12 protein-coding genes are annotated in these 19,005 nt (G+C 38.3%); 3 read left to right on the top strand and 9 right to left on the bottom strand.

The window, feature by feature from the left end; all coding sequences use genetic code 11:
• Positions 1–66 precede the first annotated feature (66 nt).
• A complete protein-coding gene (locus Q4534_RS16480) occupies positions 67–1,344 on the bottom strand; it encodes a DUF445 domain-containing protein (protein WP_303614245.1) in 1,278 nt (425 codons plus the stop codon).
• Positions 1,345–1,602: 258 nt separating this feature from the next.
• On the opposite strand from Q4534_RS16480, the gene Q4534_RS16475 reads away from it, so the two are divergent.
• A complete protein-coding gene (locus Q4534_RS16475; protein WP_368509161.1) occupies positions 1,603–2,958 on the top strand; it encodes an ATP-binding protein in 1,356 nt (451 codons plus the stop codon).
• 2 nt (positions 2,959–2,960) lie between these two features.
• Here the strand turns inward: Q4534_RS16475 and Q4534_RS16470 are convergent, their stop codons facing one another.
• The 4 genes from Q4534_RS16470 to Q4534_RS16455 all read right to left on the bottom strand — a co-directional run bounded on the left by Q4534_RS16470 (position 2,961) and on the right by Q4534_RS16455 (position 8,822).
• Positions 2,961–3,677, bottom strand: coding sequence for an NYN domain-containing protein (locus Q4534_RS16470; RefSeq protein ID WP_303614243.1), 717 nt, complete (start codon positions 3,675–3,677; stop codon positions 2,961–2,963).
• A 329-nt stretch (positions 3,678–4,006) separates the two neighbouring features.
• Positions 4,007–5,440 (bottom strand): sulfatase, encoded by a 1,434-nt coding sequence (locus tag Q4534_RS16465; protein WP_303614242.1) that lies wholly within the window; start codon positions 5,438–5,440, stop codon positions 4,007–4,009.
• Between the two features lie 120 nt (positions 5,441–5,560).
• Positions 5,561–6,808: a hypothetical protein gene (locus Q4534_RS16460; protein WP_303614241.1), complete on the bottom strand. Its 1,248-nt coding sequence runs from the start codon at positions 6,806–6,808 to the stop codon at positions 5,561–5,563.
• A 421-nt stretch (positions 6,809–7,229) separates the two neighbouring features.
• Positions 7,230–8,822, bottom strand: a complete 1,593-nt coding sequence (locus tag Q4534_RS16455) for an aminotransferase class V-fold PLP-dependent enzyme (protein WP_303614240.1) — start codon at positions 8,820–8,822, stop codon at positions 7,230–7,232.
• Between the two features lie 369 nt (positions 8,823–9,191).
• On the opposite strand from Q4534_RS16455, the gene Q4534_RS16450 reads away from it, so the two are divergent.
• Both Q4534_RS16450 and Q4534_RS16445 read left to right on the top strand, forming a co-directional pair.
• Positions 9,192–9,485, top strand: a complete 294-nt coding sequence (locus Q4534_RS16450) for a Uma2 family endonuclease (protein WP_368509160.1) — start codon at positions 9,192–9,194, stop codon at positions 9,483–9,485.
• 129 nt (positions 9,486–9,614) lie between these two features.
• The gene (locus Q4534_RS16445; RefSeq protein ID WP_303614239.1) at positions 9,615–11,522 is read left to right on the top strand and encodes a heparinase II/III family protein; all 1,908 of its coding nucleotides are present in this window, start codon (positions 9,615–9,617) and stop codon (positions 11,520–11,522) included.
• A 53-nt stretch (positions 11,523–11,575) separates the two neighbouring features.
• Here the strand turns inward: Q4534_RS16445 and Q4534_RS16440 are convergent, their stop codons facing one another.
• The 4 genes from Q4534_RS16440 to Q4534_RS16425 are packed head-to-tail and all read right to left on the bottom strand — an operon-like array spanning position 11,576 to position 18,885.
• Complete coding sequence (locus Q4534_RS16440) at positions 11,576–12,700, bottom strand: hypothetical protein (RefSeq protein WP_303614238.1); 1,125 nt, start codon at positions 12,698–12,700, stop codon at positions 11,576–11,578.
• Between the two features lie 7 nt (positions 12,701–12,707).
• Positions 12,708–14,078 (bottom strand): FAD-dependent oxidoreductase, encoded by a 1,371-nt coding sequence (locus Q4534_RS16435; protein ID WP_303614237.1) that lies wholly within the window; start codon positions 14,076–14,078, stop codon positions 12,708–12,710.
• A gap of 14 nt (positions 14,079–14,092) precedes the next feature.
• Entirely contained in the window at positions 14,093–15,541 is a 1,449-nt protein-coding gene (locus Q4534_RS16430; protein ID WP_303614236.1) for a RagB/SusD family nutrient uptake outer membrane protein, read from the bottom strand.
• Positions 15,542–15,582: 41 nt separating this feature from the next.
• Complete coding sequence (locus tag Q4534_RS16425; RefSeq protein ID WP_303614235.1) at positions 15,583–18,885, bottom strand: TonB-dependent receptor; 3,303 nt, start codon at positions 18,883–18,885, stop codon at positions 15,583–15,585.
• Positions 18,886–19,005 lie beyond the last annotated feature (120 nt).

Below are 19,005 nucleotides of genomic sequence, written 5' to 3'. Positions count from 1 at the left end.
AACCAATATTCATTCAGAATATTAAAAAAATTTAGTACTAAAAAGTGATAGACTAATAATCCAATATTAGTGAATAAGCCACCTTAGCAATGCAATAAAAATCCCTACCATTCCACCAACTACGGCCCCATTTAGCCGGATGTATTGCAAATCATTTCCTACCTTATTTTTTATCTGTAGCATTATCCCTTCATCATCGAGTTTTGCCAAACTGCTTCTCACCATTTCCCCCAATTCAGGATGGTATTTCGTTACCAATTGAGTGATGGTTGACCTCATCCAAATGTCTATTTGACTTTTACTTTGAACATCCTCGCGCAGCTCGTTTAAAAATCGTTTCAATTGCCTGTCAATTAACTGTTTAACAGGAGTGTTTTCAGTCGAAAATTGTTCTTGAATACTTTCTTGTATTTGGGACAATAGCTTTTGTATCATGCCTTTGGTTTGTTCATTTAAAACCCAGTTCCGCTTTAATTTTTCCACATAAGCCAAAGTTTTCTCATCTTCATTTTCCAGATTGGCTGAAAATTCCAAAACATAGCCTTCTAATTTTTTCCTTATGGGGTGGTCCTTGTCGTTTTTCACTTCCTCTAATAGTGCCAAGACCAAATCCATTATCCTGTCTATCATAAGGTCAGGGTCAATTCCTCCGGTTTTCTTCCCTATCCAAACAGCAGATTTTTTGACCCAATCCCTATTTGCATAAGAAAGCAGGGCATCTTTTAATTTACCTAAAATCAAAGCTCTTGTATCCGGTTCTTGGATAGAAAGCGCAAATTGATCCAAGGCTACAGCCATAAATTCATGGTGTTTGCCTTTTACCATCACTTCATTTAACCAGACCCCAAGCGGTTTGGCTATGTCGGTACTTTGTAGCCTATCTTTTAATAATTTTTGAATGAGTACCACAAGTTTAGGATTATCCAATTCACCGGATAACCTTATAAATACATTGCTAAAAAAATCAAGTAATTTTTTTCGGCTGCCATCAGATTCTAAGGCTTGCAATACCCCATCTGAGATTTTTAGTTTGGTTAGTCTTTCCCTTAACACCTCCGGTGACAACCACTGAGTGGTTACTAAATCTACAATGCCTTCCGTCAATTTTGATCTGTTCTTAACTATAATATTGGTATGCTTTCTTACATAAGGAATGGGTATTTCATAAAAAAGTGCACTTACGGCAAACCAATCTGCCAGCCCCCCTATTGTACCGGCCTCAAATCCGGTGGCCAATATCCGCCAAATGTCGCCCTTTAGAAAGTCAAAATAAATCCCAAGTTCTAATAGTAGAAAGCCTGATATGGCAATAAGTAAAGAATTTCTTCCAATTTTACTCTTCAAAATATAAAATTTACTGAATTAAATTTATTTGTAACAATTAAACGACCATTATACGAAAGCACAGGCTTGGAGAAGCAAATTTTGATCCATTTTTATAAATGATTAATAAATTTAAGTAGACTCTTGCTTAAGGAAATATTTATTCGCTATTTTATTAACCGTTCCTAAAAGTATATTTTAAAGCCAATTATTTATGGCAATAGTGAACAGACAGGCCCTGTCTCTAGGGATTTTTTTATTAAACAGCTATTAATCTTCATGTGGAATAGGTATTTATTATTTATTAAAAATATTTGTTTAGCTACCGAACAAAATGCTGATCCCCTCGATCATTGGAGGGATAGACTCTTTGTTTCTGGAATCGCTTTCTTACTTCCTTTTTGCCTCATAGGCCTAATTCCGGGACTAATCATGTCCTACATTAATCAATTTATTCCTCTCTTTATTTTCGATTCGATTGCATTTATCGTCTCAGTAATAGTAGCCTTGGTACCAAGAATCCCCCTTGTAATTCGTAAATGGGCGATTTTTATGGTTTTTTATGGTATAGGTGTTGTCCTTATTTTTTTTATTGGCAATTATGGCCCCGGATTAATGTACCTTCTGGCTGTCTCCATTCTCATGATTTTATTCTTACCGAACAACCAGGCTTATATTAGTTTTTACTTTAACCTTGCCACTTGCATTATATTTAGTTTGTTGATACACTTTAAACTAATTTCCAATCTTCCAAAGCTTCCGAATTTGGATTTGGTTCATTGGATAACTGTATCTTCAAATCTTATTTTCTTAAGTGCCATGTTTTCATTTCTTATCCCCAAACTATTCTCAAGACTAGAAAATAGCTTAAGAGAACAAGTTACACTTCAAGAACAATTGAAAAAAGGTACTGTAAAACTGGAACAATCCCTTGAAGAAGTAGAATCTAAAAACAAAGAGTTGGAGCACTTTACTTATGTTATATCTCATGACTTGCAAGAACCTTTGCGAATGATTTCCGGCTTTTTAGAACTGCTTAAAATAAAATATTATGGAAAATTGGATGAAAAGGCAAATACTTATATATCCTATGCCGTAGATGGAGCCAACCGAATGCGAATGCTTATTTTGGACTTATCGGAATATTCTAGGATCAATAAAATTACTGATGATCCGGTTCTCCTTAATCCAAAAAAAATTCTTGAAGACCTACAACTTACTTTTCAAAATGAAATTCAAACCAAGAAGGCAGAAATTACCACTGAAAACTTAAAGCCATTTTTTGGTTACCCTAGCTTTTTTTCTGTTTTGTTACAAAACCTTATCGCAAATGCTTTGAAATATTCGGACCCCGGCCGACCACCAAAAATTCAATTTTCAATGACCGAAAGGGAAAAGGATTATCTATTTGAGCTTACAGACAATGGGGTTGGTATAGAAGCAGAGTATTTTGATAAAATATTTATACTTTTCCAAAGACTACACAAAAAAACCTCTGGTAAAGGAACAGGAATGGGCTTGGCAATTGTCAAAAAAATAACAGATATGTTGGGAGGAGAAATTTGGGTTTCATCAGAGGTAGGAAAAGGCTCTACATTTACCTTTACCCTACCCATATATCAAGATGTCAATTAAGCCTACTCTTTGTTCCTTACATATATTAATTTCTCTCTCCGTTCAACTTCAAAATTGGGAATTGCACTTACCAAGGGGGTAAGTTTCTGAAAACCATAATTTCTGGAATCAAAGTTAGGTTGCTTCTTTTGTAGCAAATTCCCTATATCCCCCATAAAAGCCCAACCATCATCCTCTGCCAAATCAGAAATTGTACTGGAAATTAATCGGATAAGTTTTGGGTTGATTTTATCTAGCTGGACGGAACCAACCTCTTTGTTTTTTCCATTTTCCTTGCTTACACTGGCTTGTAAAATCTCCAAGTAAATAAACTTATCACAGGCGACAATAAATGGATTCGGGGTTTTCTTCTCTCCCATGCCAATCACCAACATTCTTGATTCCCGTAATCTGGTTGCTAATTTGGTGAAATCACTGTCACTGGATACCAAACAAAATCCATTTACCTTATCTGAATACAAAATATCCATTGCATCTATGATCATGGCTGAATCGGTCGCATTTTTACCTGTGGTATATCCATATTGCTGAATAGGGTTAATGGCATTTTCCAATAGCACATTCTTCCACTTTCCTAGTTGAGGTTTTGTCCAATCCCCATAAATCCTTTTAATGGTCGGATTGCCATATTTAGCAATTTCCTCCATCATTTCCGTTACCTGCGTAGAAGGTACGTTATCTGCATCAATTAGTACAGCAATTTTTATGTCTTTTTCCATATGGTCTTAGTAACAGGGTTAAATTTTTAACAATGATAGTTATCGGCTAATTCCAGCAGCCACAATCAATCAAACGCCCAATATGTAATGTTTTTTTCTTGTTAATCATCCAAAGCCAGGATTAAAACAGCACAAATTTAAACAATTCTTAAAAGATTGGTGAACATTAATAATCTAATCAACTATTCAATTGCCAATAATGCCGAATTTGCATCATTTAAAGATTCTTTTCAAATAGTTAGCACAATTGAATTTGAGCAACACCTTGTTTTGAATGAAGCATTAGGCCCAATTCAAACCATAAGTGACACAGTTTATTAGGTTTTATTTTACTCACTTTGCTCAATTTTCTGATTGATAAAATATTCATTATTGTCGTATTTCGATGCTTTTGCCCACTTGACATTGGTTTTTGGTAAATATTGAGCCAAACGCTTTTTAATACCTTCATAGCCTTGTCTATCTGCAAGATTGTACCATTCATTGGGATCTTTTTCTACCGCATACAACTCTTCAGCACCATCTTCATAGTGAATGTACCTGTACTCCTTGGTGACTATTGCATGGTTATTTCTTGCCCAAGTAACGATTGCAGGTTTATCCCAATTTAGTTTTGGGTCCTTTACCAAGGGATAAATGCTTTCTGCCTCAATATTTTTGGGCTTGGGGAGCTTGGCTAATTCCGCCAATGTTGGATAGATGGAAAACAATTCCACAGGCGTTTCCACTTTTTCACCTTTTGGAATATCCGGCCCGGCATAAATTAATGGGGCAGCAGTTGCACTGTTCCAAAGGGCAACTTTAGCAAAAGTGTTTTTTTCTCCCAGCCTATAGCCATGGTCAGACCACAGGACTACGATGGTATTTTTTGCATGTGGGCTTTGTTCCAAGGCATTCAGCACTTTCCCTATATAATGATCGACAAAGGATACACTGGCCAAATAGCCTTGAAGAATGTTTTTCCATTGGCCATTGGCCAATGCCCATTCTGTGGTGGGCATCATTGGTAGATCGTCAATCTCAAGAGCAATTGGAGGTAAATCCTCACGGTCAGTCTTCAAGTATGGAGGAAGGGTTAGTTTGGCCGTATCATACAGGTCAAACCATTTTTGAGGAACATACCAAGGTACATGAGGCCGCAAAAAGCCTACGGAAAGGAAAAAGGGTTGATCATATGTCCTATTGAGCCGTTCAGCAGCCCATTCTGCAGTATGATAATCCGGCATTTGCTTGTCTTCGGCCGGAAAAGGGCCCCAGTCAGTAGATGTTCTTTTCTTGTCCCAATGAAAATTTTGCGCAGCATAAGGACCAAAACCTTTAGCACGACCACCGCTTTCATCAAATATATCCTTTGGGGCATGATTGTGGTAAATCTTGCCTATCCCCATCGTATAATACCCATGCTCCTTGAAGTACTGATGCATCATTTTAGCATCCTGTGTAGCCTTGTTTGTCTCTTTGATATCGTTGTCATCAATAAATCCATAAATACCTGTTGTGGAAGGTCGCAGACCTGTCATTATCGCTGTTCGGGATGGGCTGCACATCGGGGATTGGCATTGGGCATTGGTGAATAGTAAACCTTTCTTAATAAGCTTGTCCATATTGGGCGTTAGGGCGTCGGGATGTCCCATCCCCCCCACAAAATTGTTTAAGTCATCCACCGCAATCATTAGTACATTGGGTAATTCCTGCTGGCTTTTTACGATGGTGCTACTTAGACAGAAGCTTATTAAAAACAATAAAAGGTATTTTTGGGACATGGTTTATTTTTAATTGTTAATGGGTTAATTATAAATGGTTAATGAGGTAATGGTTAATTGTTAATTATTAATTGTTAATGGGTTAATTGATAATTAACCATTAAAGAATTGATAATTGATTCAAAATTCTAGTTTCAATAAATAGGCTTGTCTGGATCCGGTGTGTACTGAATTAAAACCTATCATATCTCCTTTTGGGCTCCACCGGCAGTGAATATCACAACGCCAGTAGCTTTTGAAAGATTCAGGGGTCACAAATTGACCTAAAGTTCGAACAGCATTGGTTTTCATATCCATTAAATAGATTTTTTGCTCCCTGAATGCATTTTCTCTTGCATAGGTATCTGTAACCATCCATTTTTCATCAGGTGAAAAAGTTCCATGCCCATCAAAATCCAAAAGACCATTGCCCAACCTTTTATAATCCTTTTTACCTGTGGTGTACAATACGTGTGAATACTGTTTGCCTTCAAAAGAACTAGTGACCATTAATTCTTCATCATTCAACCAATCAAAATGGGAGCCGGCCCAGTCGTCCGGAAAGCACCTTTGAAGACCGGTACCATCTGTATTTACTATCAACGAAGTAGTATTTCTATTAGGAATTGCCCTAGCCAACCAAAATAATTTAGACCCGCCACGACTGAATAAAGTATGGTTAAAATACTCGATACCATCCTCAGGGATTTCCGGAACAAGGTCTTTAACATCAGCAATGCTAACAATAAGTTCAGATTCACCTGTTTCCAAGTCTATCAAAAATATCCCATCGTCTTCAGGGAATTGAACATTCTCTTTTTTATCCTGACCTTCTCCACCGTAGCCATAATCGCTTCTGGTAATTCGCAAGCGCGAAAAATTAATACTTACTGCTTTCTTTCCATCAGGTGACACTGCACTTACGGGATGAGGAATGGTTTTAATTTCTTCTTGAGTATGGACATTCATGATTACAGAGACAAACTTTCCTTCCCTTAGGTCATTGTAAATGATTAAAGAATCAGGAGAGGAAGCCAGCCAATGTGCCATGCAACCCTGCTGAAAATTCCATGCCTTGGTCGTAGTAAGCGGCTTAAATTCCATGGTTTCAAGGTCAACCATACCAAGCGTTGCTTCGTCTTTCTCTGTCGGAAGCCTATCTACAATATCTGTTTCCAAAACTGTTGCATACCGCTGATTGGCACTAAAGGAGTTGATTCCATAATAACTTGCATAAAGGTGTTCCTTTCCATTGTCTACCAATTGGATTGGATCTGATACTTCCGGAAAATGAACAAGATTGGGGTCACTCTTCTCCTCAATGGAAGATCGCTCCGTACAAGAAATCACAATTAAACAACTAAGCAGGATAAAAATTAAATGTCTCATTGAATTGAATTTGGTTATTTGGTGGATTTAAGCTAGCTAAACAAAAGAATTGGCGACACAAAATAGCATGAGAGAGTCAGTTTTTCAAATCTCATTTTTAATAAAAGTCGACATTGCCATTATTTAAGTCAAATGAGACTCTTAATTTAATATTTTTATTGTAACACCGAAGGGAAAACTGAAAGTTACCGATTTAGACCATAAAATCTATTTCTGTACTCTCAAAGAGAATACACGCCATGATAATTATGGGGATTGATACCTTCAAAGCCTGGGGAAACATACAATCCATTTACTTCTCATTAGCGATATTAGGTGCTATTTTGGCTCTTATAATTCAGAAGCAGCAACAACCATCTATCAATTTTTTTCATTCACTGGATCCTATTCTATTAACCATATGCCAGAAAACAGCTGGATTTTAATATTTACGCCGTTTTGCTTTCCATTCTGCTCTGCCGTATTCACCCAAACTTAATTTACCGTCCATTGAATCGTCACTCACTACTCCTGTAAATTCGAAATTTAGGCGTACTCCTTGGTTAGTATAAGAACTTCGAAATAAAATATCATTGCCATGAAGCGTACCGGTTAGCTCACGAGGTCCGAAACTAGCATGGTGGGTACCAAAAATTTCATTTCCTTTTTGTTCAAACATGAGCGTTTGGTTTACTATACTTGCTACGAATTGAATCTCTAGGTCCCAAAGGCCACTTAAGTCCAAGGCAGCAGGACCACTAGGCTTTTGCATCTGAGGTGGATTGGAAAGCAACTCATAAACGCAATTGGCGATTACCTTCTCCTCGCCTGCTGCTAGTTGGGAAGGATTGATCCGTATGTTAGGCTCCATATTTGGAGGGAAAGGAAGGTAACTCCCGGCACCGCTGACAGCAATTCGGGGATTGTTGTCCCACAAAAGCTCTTCAACATCTTGGCCTGTGAGTGGAATTAAAGAAATATCCCATTTCACTTGAAGAGAAGGCGATCGATTAGACCTTCCTTTTGGGAGAATAAGCGCTGTCTTCACCCCAGGAACCTGCTCGAGACGATTAGAAATATAATCGGCCCAAGAAATCCACATTCTCCACTCTGTAGCATGATCCCGCTTTTCCCACATTTCTACTGCTGTCAGCATCCCCATTATCTCCTCACGTCCCACCTTAAACCCACGACCAAAGCCGTGGTGTGGCGCACTAGTGATCCAAGCAGCTTGGACCAAATCTTTGCGTCCTATCAATAGGCCGGCACATTGTGGACCTCGCAAATATTTACCTCCACTATAGGCTACCATATCTGCCCCTTGGGCTATATGTGGATTTGGGACTTCAAGTCCCTCAGCCGCTGCATCCACAAGGATTGGCACATTAAGTGGCTTGGCAAGAGCTGCGATTATTTTCAGTGAGAGGGGTCCCTCCTCAGATGCACCACTTGCCAAGACCATAATCATAGCTGTTCGGGGACCCAAGGCAGCTTTCAGCTCCTCAGGGGTTTTCACTTCTACCATTCTCACTCCCACTGCCTTTGCCGCAGCGTCGTAAGCTGATCGAGAATAAGATGGAATAATCACTTCATCCTTCATTCCATCCAGATTAGGGATTTGCCAAATCTTATCAGGGTCGCCTCCAGTCACACATCCAGCTGTCGCAACAGTTATTGCAGCGGATGCACCGGAAGTCACCACGCCCCATTCCGCCCCTGTAATTTCTGCTAAGCGAAGTCCTACTCCATTCATCAATTCATCAATTTGAACAAAGTCCTTTACCGCCTCGTCCATCGCTACCTGTACTTCCGGCAGGACCCTGGTTGCACCAACGACCGTAACAGTACCCCGTGCATTAATCAGTGGACGTACTCCTATCGAGTCATAGATACTTTTGCCAAGAACCTTTTTACTTGGGAACAGATTGGTGGTAGGCATTGACTTAGCACTATTTGTACCTGCAAGAGCTCCTAAAAACAGACCGCCAAATGGTAGGCTTGATAAAATACTTATTACTTTTCTTCTGCTAATCATGATCAATCTTTTTCAAAATAAAAGGTAATAGTATATCGTTAAAATTTTGCTCTAAATTAGAATTTTAATTTAGTTCTTATGGAGAAAAAATGTATTATAGTTATTTGAGGAAGATAAAACCCAATAGACGCGGCACTGAATCACCAAAATTCAAACTTCTTAAATTATTTGATGCTATTCAATCGCAAGGTCAGTGCTTCGTAAACAGGAAATAAGCGCAAACATTTTCTGTCTCACTTATACCCATTCTATTAGTTCCGGAATCCTATTTCCTCGAATTTGTTTTCGAGGCAAGGATTTGGTAAACTTCAACCCATAAATTGACATACACTATCTCTTAAATAGACCTAAAATCAGTATATTTAAGCTATGGAAATCAAAAAACCGGATAATGTCAATGAACCGGATTTGGAATACGGAAACTATTCCTATGCCGATTACCTAGAATGGCAGATGGAGGAGGTGGTCGAACTTATCAAAGGTAGGATTTTTAAAAAAGCTGCGACCGCACCGAAAAGGATTCACCAAAAGGTGTCGGGAGAGTTTTTTCTCAGAATTGGCAATTTTCTAAAAGGTGAAAAATGTCAGGTTTATTCTACACCCTTCGATGTGCGTTTCCCAAAAACATCCAAAGAAAATCATCAAATCCACGATATGGTTTAGCTGGATATTAAATAGTATTTAAAACCAATATTAAGATGAGGCTATCCGATCAATAATAAAAAAGTTTATGTGATTCCTTTCTATGAAGGTTATTTTTGAATTATACATCCCTATAAAAGTTTATCTGCCTTGAAAAATATAAATCGATTGTTGTTTCTAAGTAGCCTGCTCACTTTAACTTTTTTAAGCGAGTGGGCTTATGCTCAGTTATCAGAAAATCAAGATAGTCAATTGTATCAACTCGATAACCCGATATCAGTACAGTACCTGAAAAGGAATCTTCGAAAATCTCAACCTAGATTAGTTTTAAATCAAGATATTGAAAAAAGGCTAAGAGAAAAGCTTCAAACTGATCCTTTTATTCAGCATATTTTCCAGGCAATCAAGCACAATACTGAATCAGTATTGGCAATGGATTTAATTACAGTTGAAGTTCCTGATAACCCCCGATCACAAAAAAATCAGCTCGGTATTTCCAGAAATTTCTTATATCGCGTCAATATGCTGGGGATGGTCTATTTTGTAGAAAAGGATCCGGAAATTTTGCAAAGGATAAATGATGAAGTGGTAGCTGCATGCAACTTCCCTACTTGGAACCCTAAGCATTTTCTCGATGTCGGTGAAATGTCTTTGGCCATCGCCTTGGTGCTAGATTGGACTGCCGGCAAATTACCCACATCAACCATCTCTTTGGCGAAAAAATCATTAATAGAAAAAGGAATAATGCCCAGTTGGCCCAAAAATGGGGAGACTCCTCGATGGGTTAATGGGACAAACAACTGGAATCAAGTTTGCAATGCCGGTATGATTGCAGCCTCCATTGCCATTGCTGAGGAAAACCCGGCATTGGCAGCAAAAACCATGAAAAGATCAATCGAAGGCATGAATCATGCACTTGCAGAATATGCTCCGGATGGAGCTTATCCTGAGGGAGCGACCTATTGGGGATATGGGACAATGTTTTCAGTAGTAACTGCGGCAATGCTGGAGAGTGCCTTTGGAACAGATTTTGGAATAGGTGAATATCCGGGTTTTAAAGAGAGTGCTAATTTCGCAGTTTTAACCTTGGCTCCTTCCAAACTTTTATACAATTATGCCGATAGCCCCGACATTCCGGAGCTGTATATAGATTTTACCTTGAGTTGGTTTGCCGCCAAAACAGGAGATAAGAATTATTTGAACCATGAAAGATTTATGCAAACGCCTGAGGAGATAGGAAAGCTATCACGGCTGGCAGGAGCAGGATTGGTTTGGACAGCACAATTCGAAGAAAAGGGATCAGGATTTATTCCAAATGCTTGGAAAGGTGAAGGAGCCAACCCATTGGTAATATTTACCGGTCAGGGAGAGAATAAAGAAGGTTATTATTTTGGAGGAAAAGGAGGTAGAGGATCGATAAGTCATGGGAATATGGATGCTGGTTCTTTTATTTTTGAATTAAATGGCGTACGATGGGTAATCGACCCGGGCAATCAGAGCTATGGCTTATTGTCAAGAGCCGGTTTCGATCTATGGAGCAGATGTCAGGAATGTGATCGATGGAAATTACTTACCAAGAATAATTTTGGACATAGTACCATCTCAGTGGATAATAAGCGGCATGTGGTCGATGGTTTGGCTACGATAGTATACTTTAAAGGTGGAGAAAAGCCTGAAGCCACTTTTGACCTTACACCGACATTTGAAGGCCAGCTGAAAAGTGCAAGGAGAAAATTTACAAAAGACAGCCAAAGGTCTATTATCATCGAAGACCAAATTGAAACCAACGATGCTACAAAATTGATCACCTGGCAACTTATGACGCAGGCAAATATTAAGCTTGTAGATGGTGGAGCTGTATTGACTCAAGAGGGCAAAACCCTAAGGTTAGAAAATTTGTCACATCCGGAGATTTCCTTGTCTGTCATCTCTCTGGATCCGGCTCCACTCGAATTGGATCGGCAAATTGAAAACCTAAAAAGGATAGAACTAAGGATTCCTGCATGGATTTTAGCGGGAAATAAAGGAGAAATAAAAGTGCGTCTTTCTGGGGAATAAAATTAATGTGTTATAGGCTTTAAATTTGATCAGGGCTGGAAGAGGGGCAGTAATTATCTCGTATTGCTTTCTAAAAACTGTTTTGCTTTTTGGGCCAAATAATGGTTATCTGAATTACTCAATAAGCGTACTTTTTCAAGGCTGCTACCATCGTACATTTCCTGCATTTGATATATTTCTAAAAGAATAACCACGAGAGGAACCTCCTGATCAAGGATTACATCATTGAAAAACGCTGCTGTTTCCGGGTATACAATTGGAGCTTTTTTAAACAAGTCCAGTATCCATTTCTTCCTACCGATGTCCATTTGTGGAAACAGGTCTATTAAATTTGACTGAAAGACTTCGGAAGATAAATTTTGGGGACTAATTGTTTGTATGGCTTTTTCTGAGAGGCTAAACTCACTGCTTTTTATAAACTCAAAAATCAATGGACTTAATGTTGGATATTGATCAAGCTTTCCTGCCAATTGCTCTAAAGTCCACAATACATCTGAAAGGTTTTCACTTTCTAGCAAAAGACCAATATAATCGGAATCAAAATACCCTATAGTCCATTCCTTAATCACCCCACTAGTAGGGCCGTAAATCAGGTGCCATAACTTATAAGTAGTGTAGGCCGCCCCTTCTACCACGTAATCTAGAATAAATTTAGAAGTAGCACTAGACACCCCATCGATCTCCTTATCATTGTATTGGGATTCAGAATTTTCGTCTTTGGAACCCTCCATCACAATTTCATTATAGGAATAACTATCAAGGGGAAGAAAAGGATCTGCTAACAAAGCATTCAGTCTAAGGTATTCTTCTTCTGTAAAAGGCTCATGGTCATGCTTACTGAGGTATTCTTTTTCCGGCAATTCAAAGCCAAGATACCTACCTGTAGGATTCCAATAAAGAATAACATCTAAAAGTCTGCATTTATCATCAAAACATACACTTGTCACTACATTTCTAGAAAAGAAAACTGGGTCACCTTTTGCCGACAAATGCCCGTAAAGCGTATCCAAAGAAATTTCTTCTTCAAAATCAATCACCTTTTTTTTAATTGTTACAGCTTCAATAGCTAAGGTCTTGTCATTGATATATTGTATGGTTCCCGTATTAGAAACGGGAACCATACTGATAAAGATCGCAACTATAATTAATCGTAAATATTCTTTTATAGCTTTGTTCATTAACTTTTTAGGATTTTGCTGTAGGAACAATTGCCCCATGACTTTTTAGGAGGTTTCTCACTTCGTCCAAAGGTACATCGGCAGGTGATACATTTCGCTGGCAAGCAATCACCGCTGTAGCTGCGGCCACCTGCCCCATGGCCATACTGGATGCCTGGACCCTCAATGCTGAATTGGCCAATCTGTCACTGGACAAGCACCTACCGGCTACCATAAAGTTTTTGCTCTTTTTAGGAATCAATGCTCTCAATGGAACGGTTGCTACTATCCCATCACTCAATTGTTTAGGTGTTACCCCATGTTCAATTATATGCAAATCTATGGGGTAGTAGGAATAAGAGAGTGCATCCTTATAAACTTTACCTGAAGTATAATCCTCGTGTGTGATTTGATACAAACCATCGATCCTATAGGTCTCCCTTATACCAATTTCTGTGCGCATGTCTTCTATCACAATATTTTCACAGCCAGGTAATCTTTTTAGGAACTTCAAGTGTTTTAATAGTGAAGTCCTAGCTTTGACGTTGGCAGTTGTATGTGATTCAGAAGTAGTGGAGTCTGCTCCTCTAATGTGTTGAATATTATCTCCTTTTGTACGTAAAAGGCCAACAATATTCCCCCGAAATTCCTCCCTGATCAATTCTCCACTGTTTATGGCTGCCTCATATTCCTTTTTGATCATATCCAAATCCAAGGTCTCTATATCATAGCCACCTAACCTAAATATAAGTGTTCCGGGTTGTGTTTCACCTTCTTTCAACAAATCAAATCCCGCAATATTTGCTGCAATTGCATTTCCTGAGCAATCGATAATTTGCTTGCACTTTATCTTTGTAGTAATCCCTTTACCAACCGTCTCCATTTCCCAGCATCCATTATTGAATTCTATTTTGGTAGGTGTTTCGTAATAGCGTAAATTAACGCCTGCTTCCATACATTTCTGTTCCAACAATACAGAATATAATGGCCCGTTTAGCTTTACCTGATGGTGCCAATGTTGCCTTCCATGAGGAATTGAAAAATTGGGTAGTGAATCTCCATTAAGTTCGACAGCCTCTTGCACCATTTCCCAACCAATACCACTAATTATCTGCTTTCCCCAAGCAAAGAATATTCCCGGAAAAGCTACACCTGCAGTAGTAGTGGTACCTCCTAATTGACTGACACATTCTATTAAGGTAACATTTTGCCCAGCTCTTCCTGCCTGAATAGCGGCTACTGCTCCGGCAGTTCCTCCACCTACCACGACGATGTCTGTGGAAATATTCTTCTGAACAACTTTGTAAGGTTCTTTTAAAACATCTCCTTTAGAAAATGGTGAGGCTGCCACACCCAAGGAAAGCGTTCCCATTGCAGCAATCATGTCTCTTCTTTTCATATGCCTTGTTTTAATTAATAACCTGGATTTTGATCTGTATCCGGATCAAGAGCTCCATTAAAATTTAACTCCGATAGTGGAATTGGCCACAAATAATGGGCATCCGCTATGGTTATGCCTTTATTTTTCATTACCATTTCTTGTGCTCTTCCTACCCTCTTTAAATCCAACCATCGCTTTCCTTCGAAAATAAACTCGTAAGCTCTTTCTTGTAATAAGGCATCAAGGAACTCTGTGATTTCACCTGAAGAAAAAGTAAAATCAACTTCTGAAGGTGAATCAATGGCTATACCATAAGCCCTTCTTTTAATTTTATTCAAGGCTTCTAGAGCTTCAGAAGTTACCGCATTGGCATTTCTCGCCGAAGCCTCAGCAAAAATTAAAAGAACTTCTGCATATCTGTAAATGGGTAAATCATTTCCACCATCACTCCTTCCAATTGCATCAAGCTCCATATATTTGTTGCTTACCAATGTATTTGGGCCCAAACCAAAATCTATTTGATCCCATAATTCTTTTCTTAAATCTCCATCTTCCCAATTGATATAGAAAGGGTTAGAAGCATCGCTATAATGCGCATAAGCCCCTCCAAAATTAAAATAACCTGTGCTTGGATGGTTCAAAATAAATAACATGAAGTTTCCCTGTCCAATCTCTCTGGAATATTTAAAATAAAATACTTCTTCAGTACTTGTTACAAGATCAGCGCCAAAAATATCCGTACGAAAGTCATTGACTTCTTCTACTGGCACCAATGAATAATTATTTGAGTCAATAACCTCCTTACTTTTCGCCATCGCTTGATCATAGTTCCCTAAGGACAAATGAACATCCGCAAGTAAAGTTTTAGCTGCATAGATAGTGGGCCTTCCAATAAGATCGGCAGTTGCTTTGAGATGCATTTCAGCATATTCAAGATCTGACAAGATCAAATCATATACATCAGAAACAGAACTTCTTGGCAGATCAATTTCCAACATGTTGTCCTCTGTTCTCAAAGGGACACCAGCCCAGTTTCTTACCAGATCAAAATAACTTAATGCTCTAAGAAACTTTGCTTCAGCAATATAATAATTGACATCTTCCTCACTAATATTATTGCCATTTGGCGCATTAAAAATAACCAAATTCGCATTTCTAATGGCCTGATAGAATGAATTCCACCTTGAGCCTGCTGTATTAATATTGGTTGCATTAAGGCCGGCAAAATCATTGTATTGTGCCCGACTTCCTCTACCATATCCCCAGTCTGTATGCGCATCTAATATTGCAATTTGTTCTGCTCTGGTGGAACGCAAAGGAGAGTAAATTGCATTCACTGCAGTCTCTACTTCCTCAGCCGTATTGTAAAAGTTTTCTACAGCAACAGTTTTAGGTTGTTCCAGTAATAAGTCCTCACAACTTGCAAATAGCAAAAGGAATACTGGAAGAATATATAATTGAATGGTTGTTATCCTTTTCATCTTTTTTCACTTTAAATTGAATATTTTTTTTCATTATCCTTTTAAAAACCCAACCTTATACCCATTGTGAGGGATTTTGGAATAGGATAACTGTAATGATCAATTCCCAGTTGGGTACCTGCACCTCTAGAATTTACTTCAGGGTCCCACCAGGAATAACCAGTCAAAGTGATGAAATTTTGAGCACTCACATAAACTTGAGCACTATTGAGTGCCTTTTTAAACAATATGGAAGCAGGCACATTGTAAGCCAATTGAATATTCTTAAACCTTAAATAAGAACCATCCTCTATAAACCTATCGGATACCCTAACGGCTGTATTTCTACTTATTAGAGGATATTTAGCATTGGGATTTTCGGGTGTCCAATGATCATACAACACTTCTCTTGGCATGTTCATTCCCTGCCCAAAATCCATTGTACTGGTAATTGAACTTACATTAAAAATATCATTGCCATGTGATCCCTGAATAAAGAAACTGAATTCAAAGTTCTTATAATTCATAGTGGAATTAAATCCATAAATAAAATCAGGATTGGGGTCTCCAATATAAGTTTTATCGTTGTCATTAATAATACCATTGTCATCTTGGTCAACAAAATTGATGTTGCCATTTTCATCATATCCATCTTCCTGATAGCCATAAAATTGACCTATAGGCCTTCCTTCCCTTAAAATTGTTACATTGTCTCCTACAACCAACACACCTACATAGGCGCCTAGGATATCTTCTCCATTATGTAGGCTTATAACTTTGTTTTTATTAAAAGAAATATTTCCGAAAACATCCCATTTAAAGTCCCCAGTCAAAACTTTACCATCTAGGCTCAATTCAACTCCTTTATTTTGAACCTTTCCAACATTTTGAATAGTAGTGGTAAACCCTAGAGAACTTGGAAGTCTTACAGTATTAAGCAAGTCACGTGTGTTTTTGATGTAATAATCGGCATTAAATAAAATTCTGTCTTCCAAAAAACCAAAATCAACACCAATATCAATTTGCTCTGTAGTTTCCCACTTCAAATCGCCAGGCAGTACTGTACTTGGTGCAAATGTATTGTAAAGATTGTTTTGAAAAACAGTGTTTCCTGGACTCAATTGGTTTAGAGTTGCATAGGAAGAAATAGCCTGACTTCCTGTAAGTCCCCAACTGGTCCTAACCTTTAAATCTGAAAGCCAGTTACTATTTTCAACAAATGATTCTTTAAATACCCTATAGGCAAAAGCACCTGAAGGGAAGAAACCCCATTTATTGCCTGGACTATACTTGGAAGAACCGTCAGTTCTAAAACTAAATGTGAATAAGAACCGATCGTCAAACGTGTAATTAACCCTACTCAAGTAGGATAATAAAACGGAATTTGAATATCCACTGCTTGGGATACCCGGAGTTTGCGCAGCTTGTAGGCTATAGGTCTCAAAAGCATCACTTAAGAACCCTACCCCGCTTGCACTGAGATATGTATTGGTGAAATCCTGGTAAGTAAATCCAATAAGTGCATTCAGTTGGTGTCTACTGGAGATAGTTTTATCGTAACTAAGTGTATTCTCACTTAAAAGGCTCCTAAATTGGCTTGTAGTCACATTTGCTCTACCATCGGAATTAAAGAAATTTCTAGTCGTATAGCCATCAGTTCTGTCATCTCTATTTTCTATACCTCCTGAAATTTTCAATGTCAAGTCTGGAATGGGCTTGTAAACAAAGGCCATATTGGTCAATACCACGTTAGCCTTCACAATACTCATTTGTTCATTAAGGAAATTTAACGGGTTGACAATATCAGGAGCGATAAAAGGGTATTCATTTCCCAAAACATTGTAACTACCATCCTCATTAAAGGGCTGGGAGATTGGAGCTGCAGACAGTGCTGCACCAATCATTGAATTTCCACGCGAACCACCTCCACTGTCTCTTCTTTCAGTTTTTAGGTGAGTAAGGTTACTATTGAAAAGCAGCGAGATTTTATCACTTATGGTATGGTTGACATTAGCTCTAAGGGAGTACCTGTCATAATCACTTCCTTTAATTATGCCATCCTGCCCAAAAAAACTGCCTGAAATGGAATATTTTGTTTTGGCACTTCCTCCACTTACATTTAAAGAGGTGGATACAATTGGTGCTTTCGTGAAAATTAAATTCTGCCAATCAAAGCCTTCTCCAAAATTAGCTACTTCCTGTTCTGTAAAGTACAAAGGTATATTGTCATTGGCTGCCTGAATATTCTGGATTTGAGCATATTCACTACCATTCATTAAATCTAAAGTATTGCGAATGGATTGCATGCTGTAACTCGTTTCAAAATCCACTTTGGAAGTACCTTCTTTTCCTTGCTTGGTGGTAATCAAAACAACACCATTGGCTCCTCTTGAACCATAAATTGCCGTAGCTGAGGCATCTTTTAACACTTCAATACTTTCTATATCGAAGTTATTCAAATTTGTAGGGTTTCCTGAAAAAGGAAAACCATCTACAACATAAAGTGGCTCATTACCTCCCTGAATGGAATTTGTTCCACGAATTCTTACGCTTAAACCTGCTCCGGGTGCACCACTGTTTTGAATGATCTGAACGCCTGCTGCTCGACCCGACATTGCTTGCATCACATTTGAGGTTGGAAAAGCATTGATTTCATCAGCTTTTACACTGGAAACTGAACCTGTTAAATCACTCTTCTTAACTGTACCATAACCGACCACGACTACCTCTTCTAGGGCAGTATCGTCAAGCTCCATTGAAATGTTTAATTGAGATTGATTACCAACAATCAAATTTTTTGTCTTGTAACCAATAAATGATATTACTAAGGTAGCACCTTCTTCAACTTCGATTGAGAAATTTCCATCTAAATCCGTTACTGTCCCTTTGGTTGTATTTGCAATAGTAACTGTTGCTCCTGGCAATGGATCCCCATTTTCATCCCTTACGATTCCGTTTACTTCAACTTGCTCATAATTTACATTCACGCCAGTATTTTTTTTATCCATTTTCTTCACATGGATATTGTTGTTCACCTGCTTGAAACTCAGGTCTGTTTGAACTGCAATGTCTGACAATAATAGGTAAAGGCTTTCTCCTTTACTTTCTACACTCACCAAGGGTATATCCTCAATTTCCCTGGAAGCGAAAACGAAATTGTAATCTGTAAGCTTTTCTAACCTTTTAAAGGCTTCTCTCACCTTTACCTCCTTTAAGGAAAGGGATACGGATACTTCCTCTATGCTTTTTACCTGTGCATTGCCGTTAAAGGCCATAAGGAAACTCATGCTCAAACACTGGAGAGTGAAGGCTATTGTAAATAATTTGGTCATGTAGATAACATGCTTAAGTAGGCATTTTTTCATATCTTTACATTGTTTGTTTAGGCTATTCGGTTAAATAAACATTCGTCGGAAATAGGATTGCACTCCTGTTTTCCGGTTTTATTGGAGGTCATAAATGTTAGCGCATTTATGGCCTTTTAC

Origin of the sequence: Cyclobacterium sp. 1_MG-2023 (genome assembly GCF_030546805.1) — a bacterium.
Taxonomy (GTDB): Bacteria; Bacteroidota; Bacteroidia; order Cytophagales; family Cyclobacteriaceae; genus Cyclobacterium.
Note: the sequence above shows the minus strand (reverse complement) of the source record. Positions and strands in the feature narration are given on the sequence as shown.